Raw genomic sequence first — 19910 nt, 5'->3', positions numbered from 1 at the left:
GTGATCAGCAAACGTAGAAAGAGCTAGGAGACGGACCAGTGGCCGACAACGCGCGTGCCAAGAGGCTGGCGGACCTCATCCGAGAGGTGGTGGCCCAGAAGCTGCTGCGTGGGATCAAGGACCCGCGGCTCGGCTCACACGTCACCATCACGGACACCCGGGTGACCGGGGACCTGCGGGAGGCGACCGTCTTCTACACGGTGTACGGGGACGACGAGGAGCGGGCGGCTGCCGCCGCGGGACTGGAGAGCGCCAAGGGAGTCCTCCGTTCCGAGGTCGGCCGTGCCGCGGGTGTGAAGTTCACGCCGACCCTCACCTTCGTGGCCGACGCCCTCCCGGACACCGCCAAGACCATCGATGACCTCCTCGACAAGGCGCGGGCCTCGGACGCCAAGGTGCGCGAGAGCGCCTCGGGGGCGAAGTACGCCGGTGAAGCCGACCCGTACCGCAAGCCGGACGAGGACGAGGACGGGGACGACGCCGCCGAATGACCCAGCAGCGCCAGAAGAACACGACGCCCGACGGCCTTGTCATCGTCGACAAGCCGTCGGGCTTCACTTCGCACGACGTCGTCGCCAAGATGCGGGGCATCGCCAGAACCCGCCGGGTCGGGCACGCGGGGACGCTCGACCCCATGGCCACCGGGGTGCTCGTCCTGGGCGTGGAGAAGGCGACCAAACTGCTCGGTCACCTCGCGCTCACGGAGAAGGAGTACCTGGGGACCGTCCGGCTCGGGCAGACGACGCTCACCGACGACGCGGAGGGCGAGATCACGGCGTCGGTCGACGCGTCGAAGGTCACCCGCGACGCCGTCGAGGCCGGTGTCGCCAAGCTGACCGGCGAGATCATGCAGGTGCCGTCCAAGGTCAGCGCCATCAAGATCGACGGCGTGCGGTCGTACAAGCGGGCCAGGGACGGCGAGGACTTCGAGATCCCCGCCAGGCAGGTCACCATCTCCTCCTTCGCGGTGTACGACGTGCGGGACGCGGTCGCCGAGGACGGCACCCCGGTCCTCGACCTGGTGGTGTCGGTCGTGTGCTCCTCCGGGACGTACATCCGGGCCCTCGCCCGCGATCTGGGCGCCGGCCTGGGCGTGGGCGGTCACCTCACCGCGCTGCGCCGGACGCGTGTGGGGCCGTACAAGCTGGACTCCGCCCGGACCCTCGACCAGCTCCAGGAGGAGCTGACCGTGATGCCGGTCGCCGAGGCCGCCGAGGCCGCGTTCCCGCGCTGGGACGTGGACGACCGGCGGGCGCGGCTGCTGCTGAACGGGGTGCGGCTGGAGATGCCCGAGGAGTACGCCGGCCGGGGGGCCGTCGCGGTCTTCGACTCCACCGGGGGCTTTCTGGCCCTGGTGGAGAGCCAGAAGGGCAAGGCGAGGAGTCTGGCGATCTTCGGTTGAAAGCCGGGGCGTAGCCTCGTGATCCTCAGGGGCGCGGGGAACTGCGCGATCAGCCACACACCACCCGCACCCGCCACACAGCCTTGTCCCGCCGATCTCTCACGCGGGGGTCCCCGGGGGCGTAGCCCCTGGCCCGGCCGGGGCCGGAGGCACCCGGCGTCGATCGGCTCAGCCCAGCGGAGCGGCGGGGCTCGCTGTTCCCGCCGCTCCACGGCCCCCTCGGTTCCCCCACTCAGAGGTGTATCCATCCGCTCGGGGCTATTCACCCCTTCGTGCGGGCGCTCGGAGTGAACCGAGGGAGCGGAAGGGGGCGCGTTCGCCGAGCGATCTGTTCTGCTGGTCTTCACGTGCCTACCGTCGTGACAGAGGTACGACGGGGAGGTCAGGAATGACGGTACGGAGCCGTCGGGCAACGGACGACGGCTGTCGGGCGGCGCGGGACGAAGTCCTGGTGCGGGTCGGCGACCTGGCGGGACGACCGCGTGGCACCGGCTTCGTGGCCGATCACCAGGGCACGCTCGTCACCAGCCACGAGGCGGTGGACGGGCAGGCCCGGATCGTGCTGCACGCGGCCGGGGAGCGGACCTGTGTGGTGTCCTCCGACGCGGTGACCCCGCTGCCCACGCTCGATCTCGCGCTCATCCGCACCGAGGGGCTGTGCGTGGACCCGCTGCCCTTCGCCCTGCGGGACGACGTCGAGACGGGCGCGTACGTGAGCATCGCGGCCGGCGGCTGGCGCGAGGCCCGGGTGCTGGGCACGGCGGACGTCACGTACACCGCGACCGACGGTTTCCATCTGCTGTGCGGTGCCCTGGAGTTGGCGATCGGGACAGCGGGGCGCGAGGCACTGCGGCCGGGCGGGGGAGCGGCCGGGGGACCCGTGCTCGACATGACCACGGGTGCCGTGGTGGGCGTGCTCGGTACGGCACTGGAGGCACAGCACCGGGCCACCGGCTTCGCCGTACCCCTGCGGGGGTGGCGGGCCGAGCAGCCGCTGGCCGAACTCCTCGCGCGCAACGCGGCGACCGTGCCCGCGTACGGGACCGACCTGAATCTGGCCGGGGTGTTGGAGCTCACGGCCACCACCGTGGGCTCGGACGGGCCGGGGGCGAGCACGGGGGCCGGTGCCGAGCCTGTCCAACGGGTCGACGCCGTCAGGGAGTTCGCCGCCTTCGCCGACGGCCCGGCCACGGTCCTCGGTCTCGTCGGCGCCCCCGGCAGCGGCCGTACGACGGAACTCGCCGCCCTGGCCGCCCGGCGCGGCCGGGGCCCCGAGCCCGCGCCCACGCTGTGGCTGCGCGGCGCCGACCTCCTGGCCGACGACGCGTCCGTCGGGGACGCGGCGCGGCGGGCGCTGGAGCGTGCGGGACGGATCGTGGCGGCCTCCGGGATGTGCGCTTCGGCTGCCGCTTCCAAGGCTCCGGGCGCGCCCACCGCTTCGGGTGCGCTCGCCCACTCGTGCGGGTCGGCCGCGTCTGCCGCGTCTGCGACGTCTGGCGGATCTGCGACGTCGGACGGGTGGGCCGCCTCGGACGTCGACGGCGCCTTGGGTACGTCGAGCGCTGCTGGAGGGCTTCCCGGAGGGTTCGAGCGGCCGTCGCCTCCCCTTCCCGGGCGGTACGAAGGGGAGTTGGGGGACATCCGGCCGGAGCGGCTGGCCCGGTTCGCGGCGGAGGAGGGGCGGCCGATGCTGCTGCTTCTCGACGGACCCGAGGAGATGCCTCCCACGCTCGCGCACCGGCTGGCCGAGTGGACCGCCGGGACGGCCGACTGGCTGCGGGCGAACGGGGCGCGGCTCGTGGTGGCCTGCCGTGCCGAGTACTGGGAGCGGGCCGGGGCGCGGTTCCCGCCGGAGCTGTTGCACGGGAGCGCGCCGGCCGAGGAGGGGGAACTGCTGCCCGCTTGTGTGCGGCTGGGCGACCTGAGCGAGGACGAGGCGCGGCGGGCCCGGCTGCGGTACGGGATTCCGGAGGACGCGCTCTCCGGCGCCGACGCCCGGCATCCGCTCACCCTGCGCCTCCTCTCCGAGGTGCGGGCGGCGCTGCCGTCGGGTCCGGACGGGCGGCCCGGCGAGGATGGCGCCCTCGCCGGCCCGCCCGACGGGAGCGGGGCGGGCGGAGGTGTCCTTGGGGTGGTGGGAACTCCCGCCGAGGCTCCGGGGCGGCCGGACCGGGACGAGGTGCTGGCCGCCCAGCTGGATCTGATGTGCTTGCGCGTCGCCGTGCGGCTCGCCGCGGTGAACGGGGTGCGGGGGACGGCCGTACGGCGGCTCGCGGCGCAGGTCTCCGGGCAGGTGCACGAGGCGGCAAGGCGGTGTCTCGGACCCGGACAGGGGGAGCTGGACCGGGCGGCGTTCGAAGCGGTCTTCCCATGGGGGCCGGTGCCGGGGCGGAGGCTCGGCGGGACCACGGGCTGGGCCTCGGCCGTGCTCACCGAAGGGCTGCTCGTCCCGGCGGGCGACGGCTACCGCTTCGCCCACGAGGAACTGGCCGACTGGATCCAGGGCGCCCACCTGGATCTCGACGCGGCGCTGCACGCGCTGGTGCACCGGGGCTGGGTCGCGCAGGCCGAGGCGCGGCGGGGCTGGGGCACGATGCCGGCGGGGGCCCGCGTCCGCCGACACGCCCGCCGGGCCACCCGCGACCTCCCCGTGCCCCGCCACCGCATCGGCCCCGTCGTCCACGCGCTGCTCCTCCTCGGCCGGCAACAGGGTCCCACCGAACTCGCCGTGCGCCTGGAGGAGTTGATCGACGCCCTCGACGCACTGCTGCCGCCGGGCGCCCCGGCACCCGACGACCCGACCTGGTGGGCCACCCACCTCCTGGCCGAGGTGCTGCTGCGGGTGCCCGACGCGACGCCGTACACCCGGGTGCTGCGGTTCCTCACCGAGCGGATCGGGGCCTGGCGGGGCCAGGGCCGGGGTGTGCCGGGGGAGTTCGGGCCGGCCCTCTGGGCGGCGCTGCCGCTGCCCGAGGCGGAACGGTTCGACCTGCTGCGACGCCTGGTCGTAGCCGACCCGGCCATCGGCGACGGGCCCCGCTGTCTGGACCTGGTCTCCCGCCTCCTCGCCGCCGACCCCACCGCCGTACAACCGAACCTCACCCGCTGGTTCCACGACGACACCCCGCTGGTCGCGACCCCCGACGCCACCGTGGCGACGGCCGCGCAGGCGCTGCTGCACACACATCGGCGGTGCGCTCTGGACTACCTGACCGAGGCGCTGGTCGACAGCGCGCACAGGCGGGGCGACGAACTGCTCGCCGTGCTCGCCGAGGAGGAACCGTCGGCGGTGTGCCGGGCCGTGGACCGGTGGGCCCACGACGAGCGGCCGGCCCGGCGGGTCGCGGCGCTGGCGCACGGCCTGCGGACCGCACCGCACGTGCGTACGGAGCCCGACCGCGCACTGCTCCGCTACGCGGCCCTCGCCCTCCTCGGCCGCCCCGCCGACGTCACCCTGCACAGCCGGGCGCTGGCCCTGCTCGTACGCGATCCGCGGACCAGGTCCCGGTATCTGCCGCAGGCGCTGGAACGCTTCGCGGCGGGTGACCCGCAACTGCCCGCGAGCGACCTGGTCACCGCCCTCGCCACCCACCCCGCCCCGGTCCTCGACGCCTTCCGCGCCCGGCTGCGGACACCGGGCGCCGACGGCTCCGACGGGGAGGCCCTGCGCACGCTCGCCGAGGTCACCACGCCCGGCCTCGCGCGCCGCGTCACCACCCTCGTCCGGGAGGTCGTCGCACAGCGCCCCGAGGTGGCCGGGCACGTGGCCGTGTACGTGGACCGGCGGCTGGAGCATGGTCCGGGCACCCGCGCCGTGCTGTTCCCGATGATCAGCTGGCTCATCGCGGACGGTCCCGTCCAGGTGAGGGCGGCCCTCGCGGCGGTCTTCGCCGAGCCCGGCACCACCGCGTCGGGCCCGCTGCGGCGCGAACTGCTCGACCTCCTGATGGCGACCGAGCGGGATCCGTCCGTCCTCGACGCGCTGCTGCGGGCGGCTGCCGCGCGCGGTGCCGGAGACGGTCCGGAAGAACGGGGGGCGGACATCGGGGACACCCGGGGGCTGGTCCACCGGGTCGGGACGCTTCTGGTCCGTACACCCGAGGGGGCCACCCGTTTCGACGGGGCGCTCGTCGACCTGGCCCGCCATGTCCCCGGCTTCGCGGGGCTGGTGGCCGACTGGCTCAGTGGCACGCCACAGGAGTGGGCGGCGGTGGTCGGGCCGAGCACCCGCCGGATGATCGAGAACCTGGCGGGGGCGCCGGAGGCGCGGGTCCCCGCGTGAGGCCTTGGGAGGGCGGGGCGTGCGCGCTGGGGTGTTGGGAGGGGGCGGGGCGTACGCCGTGGGGCGCGTCCGTGGGGTGGAACGCGTCCGTGCTCCGGGTCACAGCCCGGATGCCGATGCGGGCCGAAGGCATCGGGCATGGCACCCTTAGACCTGCGTATGAGGCAACCACGGACACGGGTTCGACGAGGAGCGGTCACAGTGCAGCGCTGGCGTGGCTTGGAGGGCATCCCCGAGGACTGGGGGCGCAGCGTCGTCACCATCGGTTCCTACGACGGGGTGCACCGCGGGCACCAGCTGATCCTCCGGCACGCGGTGGACCGCGCCCGTGAGCTGAGCGTCCCTTCCGTCGCCGTCACCTTCGACCCGCACCCCAGCGAGGTCCTGCGCCCCGGCAGCCACCCCCCGCTGCTCGCCCCGCACCACCGCCGTGCCGAACTGATGGCGGAGCTGGGCGTGGACGCGGTCCTGATCCTGCCCTTCACAAAGGAGTTCTCTCGGCTGTCCCCGGCCGACTTCGTGGGCAAGGTCCTGGTCGACAGGCTGCACGCCAAGGCGGTCGTCGAGGGCCCCAACTTCCGCTTCGGCCACAAGGCCGCGGGTGACGTGGCGTTCCTGGCCGAGCAGGGCAAGACGTACGACTTCGACGTCGAGGTCGTCGACCTGTTCGTCACCGGTGAGGCGGGCGGGGGCCGGCCGTTCTCCTCGACGCTGACCCGGCGGCTGGTCGCCGAGGGCGACGTCGAGGGCGCGCGTGAGACCCTGGGCCGCCCGCACCGCGTCGAGGGCGTCGTCGTACGCGGCGCCCAGCGCGGGCGCGAGCTGGGCTTCCCCACGGCCAACGTCGAGACACTCCCGCACACCGCGATCCCCGCCGACGGCGTCTACGCCGGCTGGCTGCACGTCGAGGGCGAGGCCATGCCGGCCGCGATCTCCGTCGGCACGAACCCGCAGTTCGACGGTACCGAGCGCACGGTCGAGGCGTATGCCATCGACCGCGTCGGCCTTGACCTCTACGGCCTCCATGTCGCCGTCGAGTTCCTCGCCTTCGTGCGCGGACAGGCGAAGTTCGACTCCCTGGACGCGCTGCTCGTGGCCATGGGGGAGGACGTGAAGAAATGCCGGGAGCTGATCGGGGCGTACGCGGGGGAGTAATCCCCCGAGGTCCCGCTCCCGCTCCCGCTCCCGCTCCCGCTCCCGCTCCCGCTCCCGCTCCCGCTCCCGCTCCCGCTCCGGATCCGGATCCGGATCCGCCGAGGGCCCGTACCGTTCACGATCCGTGAACGGTACGGGCCCTCGGCTGTGGTGCCGTGCCCGGTTGGTCCGGTTACTGCTGGGGCGGGGCGGGCGGGTAGGGCGGGCCCTGCGGCTGCTGCTGTTGCGGCGGGTACGGCTGGCCCGGAGCCGGCTGGCCGGGGTGGCCGTAGGGCTGCGGCGCCTGGCCGGGGTGGCCGTAGGGCTGCGGCGCCGGCTGACCCGGATAGGGCTGGCCGGGGTACGGCTGGCCCTGCTGCGGTTGGGACTGCTGCGGGTACGACTGGTGGCCCGGCATCGGCGGGGCGGCCACGGGCGGCGGGTTGCCGTCCGAGGTCCACAGACCGTGCGACTGCTGGTGCCGGGCGATGTCCTCGGCGACCATGGCCGCGAGGGTGAAGTACGACTCCCGCACCTTCGGCCGCATCATGTCGAGGTCCAACTCGGCACCGGCGGCCAGGTGTTCGTCGAAGGGCACGACGACGACACCGCGGCAGCGCGTCTCGAAGTGGGAGACGATGTCCTCCACCTTGATCATCTTGCCGGTCTCGCGCACACCCGAGATGACCGTGAGGGACCGTGCCACCAGGTCCTGATATCCGTGCGCGGAGAGCCAGTCCAGCGTCGTACTGGCACTGCTCGCCCCGTCCACCGACGGCGTCGAGATGATGATGAGCTGGTCGGCGAGGTCGAGCACGCCGCGCATCGCGCTGTACAGCAGACCTGTGCCCGAGTCGGTCAGGATGATCGGGTACTGCTTGCCGAGGATGCCGATCGCACGCCGGTAGTCCTCGTCGTTGAAGGTCGTGGAGACGGCCGGGTCGACGTCGTTGGCGATGATCTCCAGACCGGAGGGGGCCTGCGAGGTGAACCGCCGGATGTCCATGTACGAGTCGAGGTACGGGATCGCCTGGACGAGGTCACGGATGGTGGCGCCGGTCTCGCGGCGGACCCGGCGGCCGAGCGTGCCCGCGTCCGGGTTGGCGTCGATCGCGAGGATCTTGTCCTGCCGCTCGGTGGCGAGCGTCGAGCCGAGGGCCGTGGTGGTCGTCGTCTTGCCCACGCCGCCCTTGAGGCTGATGACCGCGATGCGGTAGCAGGACAGCACCGGAGTCCTGATCAGCTCCAGCTTCCGCTGCCGCTCCGCCTCCTCCTTCTTACCGCCGAGTTTGAACAGCCCGCCCCCGGACGTCGGACGACTGCTCTTCGCCTTCTGCTTCTTGCCGTTCAGCAGCCGGTCCGACGACAGCTCCACCGCCGCCGTGTAACCGAGCGGCGCGACCCCCGGGTTGGTCGGCGGCCGCTGGTCATGCTGCACGGGCTGGGGCCAGGCTGCGCCGGTGCGGGGGTCGATGGGGGTGGGGGGGTGCTGGCCCTGTTGCGGCTGCGGCTGCGGCTGCGGCTGCTGCTGCGGGAAGGGCGGGGCCTGGCCGTCGGGCTGCCGCGTTGGGACTCCGGGATGGGGGTGAGCGGGGTTCGGCGGCTGGTTGGGCTGGCCGGGCGGCGGAGGGAAGCCGTAACCGCCGGGCTGGGCGTTCGATGCCGGCGCTCCGTAACCGCCGGGCTGCGGGAAGCCGTGACCGTCCTGGACGTTGGGTGCGGGGGGTTGCGGGAAGCCGTATCCGCCGGGTGTGTTGGGTGTCGGTTGCTGGGGGAAGCCGTATGTGCCCTGTGCGACGGGCGGCTGCTGGGCCGGTGTGCCGGGGTACGGGAAGCCATAGGCGGCTTCGGGAGGGGACTGCAGAGCTTCCGGGCCCGGCTGCGCCGGTGCGGTGGGCGGGTTCCAGGCAGTCGGCGCGGGCTCCGGCGCCTGCGGCTGGAAGTGCGGCTGAGCCGGCTGGGCGGGCGACGCGGGGTACGACTGCGGCTGCGCGGGCCACTGCGGGGCGGCCGCGGGGACGGCGGGCTGGTACGACGGCGGCAGCGGCGGCACCCTGCTCTGCGCCGCCGGCGGGGGCGTCCAGGCGGAGGGTGCGTCCTGCGGGGCGGCAACCGCATGCGGGGTGTCTGCGGCGGGATCGACGGGGGCACCGGCGTCCCGTACCGAGGCGCCGTCGGTTTCGGCCCGGGCCTCGCCGTCCGCGGGAGCTGTGTCGTCGGAGACGGGGACCGGAGCCTCGGCGTTCGCGCTGGCTTCCAGGTCCTCCGGGAAGGTGCCGGAAGCGTCGTCGGAAGCCCCTGCGCCGTCATCCGTGCCACTACCGGCACCGGCACCGGCACCGGCACCGGCCGCGTCCGTACCGTCGGTAGCGCTGTCACCGTCGACGGACTGCGCCGCACTGTGATCGGCGGAATCGTCCGTCGCGGCCCCGCTCTCCTCGGCAGGTTTCTGCGCGGTTCCGGCCCGGGCTCCGACCTGAGGTTCGGCAGTAGTGGTCACCTCCGTCATCTCCCGCTTCAGGGAGGCTGCGGAGAACCGCATGGTGGCGCCGCCCTCCATGTCGCCGATGCCGGACTCATCCTCGTTGACGGGCCGGACGGGAGAGGGCGCGGGCGGGGCGGGAGCGACGGGAGGCGCAGGGGTGACGGGAGGGTCGACGACAGGTGGGGTGGGCGGAGCAGTCGGTGTGACGGGAGCCTCGGGCGCATCCGAAGCGCCCTGCCCCTGCGCAGGTCCCTCCGGCTGAACCTGCGGCGGCTGCAGCTCGAATCCGCCACTCACGGGAGCCCGGGGTGGGGTCATCGGCTCGTCCGCCGGTGGCGTGGTCGGAGGCGGAGTCGCTGGCGGGACCGCGTTGTCCTGCGGAGGCGGAACGGCCGCAGGGGCACCGGGAGCCTGGCCGGCTGTCCCCTGTCCCGGCGCCGTATTGCCCGAGTTCTGCGTGTACCAGGCGGGCGGCGCGTAGTCGATGGTGAACTCGCCCGTCATCTCGACGACGGACTCCGCGTCGGGCTGGTCATCGTCGGGTGTGGCCCAGCCCCCGCGGATCCCGTCCCGATCGCTGCTCACAGTTCCTCCTGGTGTGGTCGAGCACCCTCATGCCGTGCTGGGGCGACCGTTCCTGTCGTCCGATCCGCCGGGCTGGTCCCCCCTCGGGCCCCGGGCCATGTCGCACAGTCCGTACCTCCCGCTCGCGGGCAATACGACGTGCTGTACCCCAGCCTAATCATCAAAACCGCGGACCCGGCAGGCCTGTCTCTCCCGACCGGGTTCGGCGAAGTGTGCAACTACCCCAACAACGGAGAAAGTCGGGCGTATGGTCTCAGTTCGATCTTCACTCGCCGGCCTCGTCCTGAACAGTCGGCTCAGTCCATGCGACGTGCCACACCCAGCAGACCGGTCTCCGCGTCCGTGGCCTGCGTCATCACGTACTGTCGGTCCCGCTCCGTGCACCACAGCGTGATGCCGTCCTGCAGCCCGGGCAGAGACCGGATCTCGGGGTGCGGCAGCCCTATCACGCGCCCGATCTCCGTTGCCTCGTCCGGCGACACCCGCTGTACGCCCACGAGACGAGCCTGGCGCATCAACCGCGGTGCGACCGGACTCAGATAGGGAAGGAGCGTGAGGACGGACTGCCAGGGTGCCGACGTCACGCGTCCGCGTGGCGGCCGCATGCCGCAATCACGCACCACCAGCACGGGGGTGCCGGCCGACGCGCCCTGTGGTGGTACGCGTCCCACGTCGTACACGGCCAGGCCGTTCTGCCCGCCGCCCATGGCGTGCACCAACGGCACCCAGGCCTGCGCCCGTGCCGTCTCCACGGCCACGCGTGCCCCCGTCGCCGCCGCGCGCAGCGCCAGGACCTGGGCCGTCCACAGTCCGCCGATGAGGACGACGTCGAACGGGGTCGGGCGGTTGACCCCGAGAACGGCGGGTTGGCCCTGTTGGTTGACACCCACCACCACACCGTCGTCTCCGATGGGCAGGGAGAGCGCGCCCACTTGCTCCACGGGCAGTGTGTGCCGCGGGTGCCGGGGACCCAGCAGCCCGAACCCGGTGCGCAGTCGCTGTCCGAGGCCCGTGGCCTCCGGAGCGCCATCCGGAGCGGACGCGGATGAGGGCGAGACCACAGTCCTCGTAGCCATCAGCGGGTACCTCCGAGCGGCAGGGTGGCGAGAACGCCAGGGAGTTGTTCACGGTCCAGCCGCACGAGCCCGGTCCGCGCCTGACGCGCGGCATGCTCCAGATCACGCCGCGCGTCGGTCAGTTCCTGGTTGCTGCGACCGGTGATACGGAGGTGACCTGTGATGGCCACATCCTGCCGCCCGCCCTTGGCCAGCGTCAGACTGAAGGTCGTCGCCAGTGCGGGAACCGCGGTCAGCAGTGCCACCAACTGCGCCAGCGAGGTGCCGGAGCCGCCCAGTTGAGGCCAGCGGCGCACCCAGTACGTGGTGTGCCGACGGTTGTCACAGCGCCAGCTGCGGCTGGACTCCTCGGTCCGCCGCTGCGGCCCTTCGTCCCGCCCGGTCTGAGCGGCCTGCGCGGTCACCATCGGGTTGGCGCACGCGGAGGTGGCGATGGCGGCCGTCAGCTCCTCCTCCGTAAGCAGGTTGGCCCGGAAGCCCGCGCCGGTCAGTCGACTGGACAAGTGTTCCGCCGACCGCACCAGACACTTCTGCGCCCCACGGAGCCCGCCGCCGCGCGCGGCCACCGCCTCCGGGCACAACTCGGGGTCGAGTTTCAGCGCGATCCACACGATGCGCACCGCGGGAGCGCCGGTCTGGGCCTGGAGCGGCGCGTAATTGCCCACCACGACCGACTGCTGGGGCAGATGCAGTGCGGGCGCCGGCTGCGTGTGCACCAGGATCTGGGCCGACTCCAGCAGGATTCCGTCGACTTCGAGGACGTCCTGCACGAGCGCGACGGGCAGCGGTCGGCGCCCGCGCTCGGCACGCAGCGCACCGGCGTCCGACTCCAGCTGTAGCACCGCGGTGAGGAATCCTCCGTCGCCCACCATGCCGACCGGCCGCTGATCGCGGCGGTCGCCGCGGTTGAAGCTGTACGTCCGCAGGCTCGGATCACACTCCACGGCAGGTGCGAGACCGGAATCGAGCCCCGAGGGCACCGGCGTGCTCGCGGCCTTGCGCATGCGGGCTCGCAGCGCCAGCAGGGAGCCCAACCACTCGGGCAGGGAGTGCCCGCGGCGTCGTACGAGGGCGAGTACGACCAGCACGGCGGCGGCCGCGATGGCCGTAATGAGCGCGGCCGTACCGACGAGCCATCCGACGACCACGAGGGTGGCCGCCATCTCCAGCATCACCAGCCGCCGTACCGCGAACGAGCCTCCGTGCCCCGAGTGGGACATGAGATGGGGCGAGACGGACCCGCGGGACGACGCAGAGGCATCAGGCTCCGCTCCCGACCGCGCGGTCGGAGAGGGGGAAGACGAACCACGCGAACGCGACCGACGCGCACCAGCCGATCGCGGCCCCGATTGCGATCGCGACCGGGACCGTGTTGCGGAAGCCATTGCTCCAAAACCCCCGAACTCTCCCGAAAACCCTTGCGCCCAGGGTCCTGCAAAGCCTGAGCGCCCTGCCCGTGCCACCAGCACAGTCACGCAACAGGCATAGTAGGGGGCGGCTCTGACAGCCTAGGCAGCAGAGGCAATTGAGGACGGGGACGGATCCTTGCAGATCTCCCCATGGCTCCGCACGGGGAGAGAGCGGACACAGATGGCATCACGGCGGGACGAACTGAACGCCTACACCTTCGCGAAGCGCCGTACGCTCGCATCCTTCCTTCAGCCGTCTCCGTCGGGATCGGAGGAGGGCGCCCCCAAGCCGCTGCGGGCACTGTGGCCCGGCGCCGTCGTCGGTGTGGTGATTCTCGCGGTCTTCGGGGGCATCGGTGTATTCAGCCCCACGGCACCCAAGGGCTGGGCCAAGGCGGAGGAGCACGTCATCGTGGCGAGCGATTCCACCACCCGGTACGTGGTGCTGAAGACGGACGGTCAGAAGCAACTGCATCCGGTGCTCAACATGGCGTCGGCCAAGCTGCTCCTGGACCCCGCCAAGGCCAGCATCATCACCGTCGACGAAAAGATCCTGGACAGCGGCAAGCCGCCGCACGGTGCCACGATCGGGATCCCCTACGCCCCCGACCGCCTGCCCTCCGCCGACGAGGCAGAGGTCGCCAAGCGCTGGGCAGTGTGCGAGCGTCCCGGTGACGGCGGCCGCGCCATCCAGAAAGCCGCGTTCGTCCTGGCCAAGAAGGAGTTCGACAAGACGGGAGGCTCCAACAAGCTCTCCGGCGGCGACTTGATGTACGTCGTCGCCCCGGACGACAAGACCCGGTACGTGGTCGACGCCCGGGGCACCGCGTACCAACTCGCCGACCCGACCGACACCGAGCTGCTCAAGGCCCTCGACACCCAGGGCCGTGACCCCCAGCGAGTCTCCCAGCAATGGCTCGACACACTCCACAAGGGCGACCCGATCTCCATCCCGGCGATCGACGGTACGCCCGGCGCGAAGGCGAACGCCTCCACCGGCCTTGAGCAGTACGACAAGGTCGGCGAGGTCATCAAGGCATACGACGGCCAGCGGATGCAGTACTACGTGGTGCTGCAGGGCGAGGTGGCCCGGATCTCCGAGTTCGTCGCCACGCTGCTGCTCAACAGCGGGGACCTCGTCGACGTCGGACAGGCGGGCGAGGCGCAACAGGTGCACCCCGGCGCGGTCGCCGACAGCACGACCTTCGAGGCGGACAAGACCTGGCCGGCGTTCAAGCCGAAGACGGTGAACGACGGCTCCAGCGCCACCTCAGGCCGCAACACCGTCTGCACCGTACTGCTCTCGGTCGGCTCGAAGGGGAAGACGACGCTGTCCACCTGGGTGGGCACCGACTTCCCGGCTCAACTGCCCACCGGTTCCTCCAGCGCGTATGTCACCCCGGGCTCCGGCCAGCTCTACCGCCAGTTCCAGGGTACGGAGACGACGGCGGGTGGCGTCTTCCTGGTCACGGACACGGGCCTGCGTTATGCCCTGCAGTCCAACAGCGACAGCACCACCGACGACGAGGGCATCGGCACCTCCGCCAAGCAGCGCGAGCAAGAGCTGAACGAGGCGAAGATCGCCCAGACCCGGCTCGGCTACGAGAAGGTGACGCCCTCTCCCGTCCCGGCGCAGTGGTCGACGTTCCTGCCGACGGGCCCGCGCCTGTCGGAGGCGGCGGCGCGGCAGCCGCAGGGTTCGTAGACGCGCCGTGGAGGAGAGCGAAGCGATGTCGAAAGCGAACGCGAGGGCGCTGAACGCGCGGAGCAGGCGGAACGCGGGGACGTGGGGGCTCCGGAGCGGCCGGGGTACGAGGCCGGCGGCCCTGGCCGCCGCGACCGCGCTGATCGCCACCACCTCGGTACTCGTCCTGCCCGCGACCACTGCCTGGGCGGACGGCGGCCAGTGCACATTCCCGTCGAAGAACTACGCGGGCCGCCCCTGGGCGCTGCAACGAGTCAACCTCGACGAGCTGTGGGCGCTGTCCACGGGGCAGAACGTCCAAGTGGCCGTGATCGACACGGGGGTGGACGTCAAGAACCCTCAGCTCACAAAGGCCGTGGACGCCTCCAAGGGCGCGAACTACCTCCCCAGGAAGAACTCCAAGGGTGAGAAGACCGACCGCGGCAACAGCCAGGGCACGACCGACACGGTCGGCCACGGCACGCGCGTGGCCGGCATCATCGCGGCGCGACCGCTGAAGGGAACCGGGTTCGTGGGCCTGGCCCCGGACGCCAAGATCATTCCGATCAAGCAGAACAACGCGGAGGGTGACGGAACCGCCCTCACCCTGGCGTCGTCGATCCGCCACGCGGTCGACGTGGGCGCCGACGTCATCAACGTCTCGCAGGACACGGCCAACGCCGTGAAACCCGACTCGAGACTGGAGGGGGCCGTCGACTACGCGCTCGACAACAACGTCGTGGTCGTCGCCTCGGCCGGCAACGACGGTCTGGGTGGCAATGTCAAGGTCACCTACCCGGCGTCGTACAAGGGCGTCCTGGCGGTGGCGGCCTCCGACCGCAACAACGAGCGGGCCTCGTTCTCACAATCGGGAGAATTCGTAGGAGTCGCAGCCCCCGGCGTCGACATGATCTCCACAGTTCCCGGCGGCGGCCACTGCTCCGACAACGGTACGAGCTTCTCGGCGCCGTACGTGGCCGGCGTGGCGGCCCTCCTGAAGTCCAAGTACCCGGAATGGACAGCCCAGCAGGTCGTCGCCCAGATCGAGCAGACGGCGGAACGCTCGATCCCCGGCCACGACCGCCTGGTCGGTTGGGGAGTGATCGATCCTGTCAAAGCCTTGACGGACGTGGACCCGGCGAATCCGGTCGAGACCCCGAAGCCCGACAACGCAGTGGCCAAGGGTGAGGCACCGTCGGTCACCCCGCTGCACTTCGGTGAGTCCGCGGAGGAACGGAACATGCGCCTGGCGACGTATGTGGCCGTAGGTGGCCTGGTGTTGGTGGCGGGCCTGAGCGGCACTGCGGTGGCGGTGCGGGACTCGCGGCGCAGGCAGCGGAGATCAAGTGACACATGAACGCGCTGGCCGTACTGAACGTGCTGAGCCTGGTCCTGTCCGCTGTATTCCTGGTGATGGCCTGTGTCAAGGCGGACTGGGTACGTGCCTGGCGCTCCCGTGTCAACCCGTCGGCCGAGGAACTGCCCGACGCGGCCTTCACCGCCGCCCGCGTCATCCTGGTCCTCATGGCTGGCATCGGCATCTACCTCGCCATACAGGGCTTCAGCGTCTCCGGCGACGCGGTGTGGGACGGCAGCGAGCTGACCGGAGCGGTGCAGGGTGCCATGGCCGACCTGGACGGCTACATGTAGCCCGACCGACCAGGCTGGCGACTCCCTTTCCTTCGATGATTACTCGACTCTCATCAAGGACACGGTGTCGCAGAACGGCGGCGGTGATGCCCCAAGTCGGGCGGGGACTTCTTTCTACCCGGATATGTGAGGGACAGCGCTGCCCCTCGCCGCCCGTTTGCCGCTCGGCCGACCGTGAGCGCCGGATGGATCGCAGGACGCACCGCGTTGCGTCGAAGTCGGCGAGCCGTGCCGGCCTCGACCTTGCGTGCACCGGCCGCGCCTTCACTGAGTTTTTCCCAGTAACAGATCATGACGTTGTGCGATCGTTCAGATGGTGCGGTCGTACTCGAGCTGGAACAGTACGAGTGATGCGGCCGCGATCTTCGTGATGCGGCTGGGGCGAGGCTGACTTGGCGCAGAGCCTTGAAGGTGGTCTTGAGCAGCAGAGTTGGCGCGCTCGCAGACGCCGTGGATGCCGCGGATGACCTTGTCGTAGGTCTGCTGAGCCTCGGTCAGCCCGCCTCCAGCGGGCTTTCTTGTGCAGGTGGCGGAAGCCGTCGCCGGTGTTCTCGTAGCCGAGGTCGACCAAGGTCGGCATATCCGGCTCGGCGGCGATCCGGTCCAGGGCGCGGATCAGGCCGTGGTGGCGGGCGCAGGTGGTGTCGTGCTCGTGGCCTGGGCGAACTGGTGAGACCCAGACTGACCACCAGAGGTCCGCGCCGTTGGGGCCGGGGGCGACGACGCGGTAGGGGCGGATGCCGGTACCGTCGAGGTTCAGGTGTCAGCCCGGCTGCCTTCGCGCGCTCCAGCGCGGTGGCGAGGCCCGGCGGCCAGGACGGCCAGTCCTTCGTGGAGGTAGTGGAGGTAGCGGTAGGAGGTGGAGGCCGACAGGCCATTGTCACGGGAGAGTGGGGCCAGCCGAGTGCCTTCGAGGAACCAGCGCAGCACGAGCACGGCCTGCTTGAAGCAGCCCAGCGCACCCCGCCCCTTGCGGGTCCTGGCCGCGATCCGGTGGTCGCGCAGGAGGCCGGTCAGGTGCTCGGCGGTGGACCGCTTCACATCGAGCACGGCGGTGTATGTGACACTGGTCGACACGTGAGGCCCCTCGGTCAGAATAATCTGTCGAAAGATCGTTTCTACCAGGGGCCTTATGCCTGCCCGGACTTGGGGATACCGCGGACCACGCGACACACCTCGCGATCACGGATGGTAGCCGAAGGCTGCTGGGAACAGCTCAATGCGTGCGCGTAACCGCTACACAACAAGTGGACGAGAGCCTCAGTTGCATCTACTGGATTGCTCAAGCCCCTTGGTGTAGGCCGTGATCAATTTCTTCATTGCATCGGAGTCCGATCGTTCGGGAGTGAACACCTGGATCACAGCGTACAGGTCCTGATCGGGATGGTCCGATGTCTTGCAAGATGCCGTGGTTTTTCCTACAGCACCAGCGCCCGAGTAGAGGTAGCGGCCGTCGGCGGTCACTTGACCATCGTCCATTTTGTCGTAGGCGGCGGCGATAGTGGACGCACTCTCTCCGGTACTCCACCATGTCTGGATTTGCCGAACTGAGATGGTGCCATCGACGATCACGTCACATCGTTTCGTTCCCCCGTTGGGGAACGTGGGCTTCACTGAGATGGAATCACCCCCCGGCAGGAAAGCATTGAGTAGATCGGGTTCCAGTGAAATTCCGCAGAAAGCGCTGGGGGCCGTGTACTTCTTCTCTTCTTCTCTGCCTCCGTTTGAGCATGCGGCAATTGCCGTGGCGACTGCCAACGCCACGGAAAAAGTGGCGGAAACTCGAACAGTTCGTGCAGGGCGATTGAATTGGATGCGGAACATGACGAGCCTCTCTCGCGTAGTGTCAGATATCGGTCTTGAGGTGCGGTGCCATGTACTCGGTGTTCGTACCCGCGTCCCGGAAGCCCTGCTGCGCTGCCGTGCGCGCCTTCTCGTCGACACTGATGTCTTGCAGGTCAGTACGACCGTGAGCCTTGGCCGCAAGCTCGGCGGCCCGTTCGGTGTATGCCGCGTTCTCTTCGAGTCCGCTCTCCCAGTTCTCCCCCATAGCTGATCCAGCATTTTCCTTTGCATGACCCTCTGCGTTCTGGAACAACTCCTCGAGGACCAGGCTGCTGACAGTGCCGGCTACGCTGCCAGCGGCAGCGCCGACAACCGGGCTGGCGACGAAGGTGGCGCCAACGCCAATACCCGTTCCGATGACACCTGAGACACCGTTTTTCCATTGAGCGACAGAATGATCGTAAGCTTTGTCGTCCTCGTCCGCAGGGCCGGCAACTGCCTCTTGACGTCCGATGGCCAACGTCCCCGAGACTTCACCCGAACCGTGTGCGAGCTGCTCGATGGCGAATTGAGTGTCCTTCGAGTACCTGTCGCTTACCGCCAAGTCTGGGTTCATGTGGTAATCCATCAGGCTTGCCATGTAAGATTTGTTCGCTACTTCGACAGCTGCATAACCTTCAGGGTTCTGACCGACTGCAATGAGTAGTGCAATCACGTCCCGATGATTGAGGGTGGCGGATGAGCCACTCACAGGGAAAAGTTTGTTTGTGTCTTCGTCGGAGTCGTCTGTCATTGCCCGATTGATATCCGGAAGATACTCCGATGTGATCTGCCCGATACTGTCGGACATATAGCCGTTATCGGTGAGTCGTCCACTATCATCAGAAATGGATGATACGAGACTCTCGAAGAGCTTCGTCTGCTCTCCGTTGTGGGCAGGTGTGTCCGCCGCCGGCAGCTCGCCCGCCGGATGCCCAGTGGTCGCCGCCTCCAGCGCTAGTGCCAGATTGTTCTTCCCCGTGTGGAGATCATCGCCCTTCGAGTCGACCTCCTGAGGCCAGTCCCGCTCCTCGAATAGATATTGGAAGTTGGAGAGCGACACTTTGCCCTTGTAGGAGTTGGCGTCGTCCGAGTCCCGTTCGAAGGGGTTATCGGGATTGTCCTTCGAGACGTACTGCTGGTTGAAGAAATCGGTAGCCGAGTCGGGGCTGTTGGAGAGACCCTTCAAGTAACCCGTGAGTGGGTCGGAGCCGCTGTCCTCTCCGATCCTGTTCAGCGTGGGACTGCCGCCCAAGTGCTGCCAGGCCCCGTTGCCGTGCTCGCCATTGCCGGTGAGCTTGCGCTCGGTGTCCATGAGCTTGGTGCCGTAGTCGTGCAGGAACTGGTCCTCGTAGTCGCCGGTCCGCATCAGGTTGCTCATGACCTGGAAGCCCATCGGGCCACCGCTGGTGCCGTAGATCGGCTTGTCGCCGATCTCGATCATCTGGCGCTTCCACTCGGTCATGGCCAGGGAGTCACTCTGGGAGGCATGGGCCAGCGTGGTGCCAAGGTTGCGCTGGAGGTCGTCGAACTGGTCGAGGCGCTTGTGCCCGAGTTCGTAGTTTCCTCTGCTGGCATCGGTGACACCGGCCCAGAACTCAAGAGTCTTCTTCGGACCGAGGGTCGTCGCGAACGTTTCGCCGAAGAGGTCATCGTTGGCATACTTCTTGAGTCCGTCGTTGAGCCTGTCGAAGTCCTTGACCGTCAGGTCGTCGGGGTCCTTTTTTGCGAGCTTCGCCAATTCCTTGGCCGCCTTGACGGCTTCGGCTGCGGAATCCCGGTTGGTGTAGTTGGCGTCTGAGAAGCCCAGCGTGCTCTGGTCGGCGATGGCTTTGAGGACGGCGCTTGCCGAGTCGTCGCTCTGGGAGGCCTTGTCCAGAACCCCTTGGACTTCGTCGCGAAGCGCGGTGATGTCGCCCTGGTTGTCCGAGTCCGCCTTGGCGCGGCCTTCCGGGGGAACGTCCGAGGTGACCGTGAACCCACCCTCGTACCCGATGACCTTCAGGTTCTTCTTCCGGCCGCGGTCAATGGCCTCGGTCAGCTGCCGGTGATAGCCCTTCAGCTCGCCCCGGGTATCGCTGAGGATGCTGTGAATGGTCTTGGCCTGGGTGTGGGCATCGGCGAACTCGCCTGCCGTCTTGCCAATGAACTTCTTGGACACCTGGGCGTTCACACCGGCCCAGTTGGCCTTGTTGGCGGCCTGGTGCAGCCCGTCTTCGGCGTCCTTCTTCAGGTCTTCGAGGCGATCGACGAGTGTCGACCAGTCGGTGACGGCGTCGTCGAGCAGTTTGAAACTGGCGTGGAGGAGAGTGTCGAGCTGCATCGGTTTCGTCCTTAGAGCAGGGAAGTAGGGGGAGTAGGGGCCGGGTGATTGACGGC

12 protein-coding genes and 1 pseudogene are annotated in these 19910 nt (G+C 69.9%); 7 read left to right on the top strand and 6 right to left on the bottom strand.

Annotated features, from left to right (window positions below; translation table 11 throughout):
- Positions 1-38 precede the first annotated feature (38 nt).
- The 4 genes from rbfA (at position 39) to WBG99_RS08835 (ending at position 6839) form a co-directional block, all read left to right on the top strand.
- Positions 39-491, top strand: a complete 453-nt coding sequence (rbfA, locus tag WBG99_RS08850; RefSeq protein WP_338895801.1) for a 30S ribosome-binding factor RbfA — start codon at positions 39-41, stop codon at positions 489-491.
- Entirely contained in the window at positions 488-1402 is a 915-nt protein-coding gene (gene truB, locus WBG99_RS08845) for a tRNA pseudouridine(55) synthase TruB (protein ID WP_338895800.1), read from the top strand. The genes rbfA and truB overlap by 4 nt, the downstream gene beginning before the upstream one ends.
- Positions 1403-1790: 388 nt before the next feature.
- Entirely contained in the window at positions 1791-5684 is a 3894-nt protein-coding gene (locus WBG99_RS08840; protein ID WP_338895799.1) for a trypsin-like peptidase domain-containing protein, read from the top strand.
- 201 nt (positions 5685-5885) lie between these two features.
- Positions 5886-6839, top strand: coding sequence for a bifunctional riboflavin kinase/FAD synthetase (locus WBG99_RS08835; protein WP_338895798.1), 954 nt, complete (start codon positions 5886-5888; stop codon positions 6837-6839).
- 172 nt (positions 6840-7011) lie between these two features.
- Here the strand turns inward: WBG99_RS08835 and WBG99_RS08830 are convergent, their stop codons facing one another.
- The 3 genes from WBG99_RS08830 to eccE form a co-directional block, all read right to left on the bottom strand.
- Positions 7012-9888 carry an SCO5717 family growth-regulating ATPase gene (locus tag WBG99_RS08830; RefSeq protein WP_338895797.1) on the bottom strand — a complete coding sequence of 959 codons (2877 nt, stop codon included), beginning with the start codon at positions 9886-9888 and terminating at the stop codon, positions 7012-7014.
- 296 nt (positions 9889-10184) lie between these two features.
- Entirely contained in the window at positions 10185-10964 is a 780-nt protein-coding gene (locus tag WBG99_RS08825; RefSeq protein ID WP_338895796.1) for a hypothetical protein, read from the bottom strand.
- Entirely contained in the window at positions 10964-12184 is a 1221-nt protein-coding gene (eccE, locus tag WBG99_RS08820; protein WP_338895795.1) for a type VII secretion protein EccE, read from the bottom strand. Before eccE ends, WBG99_RS08825 begins: the two co-directional genes overlap by 1 nt.
- A 370-nt stretch (positions 12185-12554) precedes the next feature.
- On the opposite strand from eccE, the gene eccB reads away from it, so the two are divergent.
- Genes eccB through WBG99_RS08805 form a run of 3 tightly spaced genes read left to right on the top strand, consistent with a single transcriptional unit; the run spans position 12555 to position 15707 of the window.
- Positions 12555-14078 carry a type VII secretion protein EccB gene (gene eccB, locus WBG99_RS08815; protein WP_338895794.1) on the top strand — a complete coding sequence of 508 codons (1524 nt, stop codon included), beginning with the start codon at positions 12555-12557 and terminating at the stop codon, positions 14076-14078.
- A 25-nt stretch (positions 14079-14103) separates the two neighbouring features.
- Positions 14104-15414, top strand: coding sequence for a type VII secretion-associated serine protease mycosin (gene mycP / locus WBG99_RS08810; RefSeq protein WP_338895793.1), 1311 nt, complete (start codon positions 14104-14106; stop codon positions 15412-15414).
- Positions 15411-15707 (top strand): hypothetical protein, encoded by a 297-nt coding sequence (locus WBG99_RS08805; protein ID WP_338895792.1) that lies wholly within the window; start codon positions 15411-15413, stop codon positions 15705-15707. The genes mycP and WBG99_RS08805 overlap by 4 nt, the downstream gene beginning before the upstream one ends.
- Positions 15708-16016: 309 nt before the next feature.
- Here WBG99_RS08805 and WBG99_RS08800 read toward each other — a convergent pair.
- The 3 genes and pseudogenes from WBG99_RS08800 to WBG99_RS08790 form a co-directional block, all read right to left on the bottom strand.
- A pseudogene (locus tag WBG99_RS08800) lies at positions 16017-16808 on the bottom strand (transposase family protein).
- 159 nt (positions 16809-16967) lie between these two features.
- A complete protein-coding gene (locus WBG99_RS08795; RefSeq protein ID WP_338895791.1) occupies positions 16968-17531 on the bottom strand; it encodes a hypothetical protein in 564 nt (187 codons plus the stop codon).
- A gap of 22 nt (positions 17532-17553) precedes the next feature.
- Complete coding sequence (locus tag WBG99_RS08790; protein WP_338895790.1) at positions 17554-19854, bottom strand: hypothetical protein; 2301 nt, start codon at positions 19852-19854, stop codon at positions 17554-17556.
- Positions 19855-19910: the final 56 nt, after the last annotated feature.

This window comes from Streptomyces sp. TG1A-60, from assembly GCF_037201975.1.
Classification (GTDB): Bacteria; Actinomycetota; Actinomycetes; order Streptomycetales; family Streptomycetaceae; genus Streptomyces.
The sequence above is the reverse complement of the archived record's forward strand: the minus strand, read 5'-3'. Positions and strand labels throughout refer to the sequence as shown.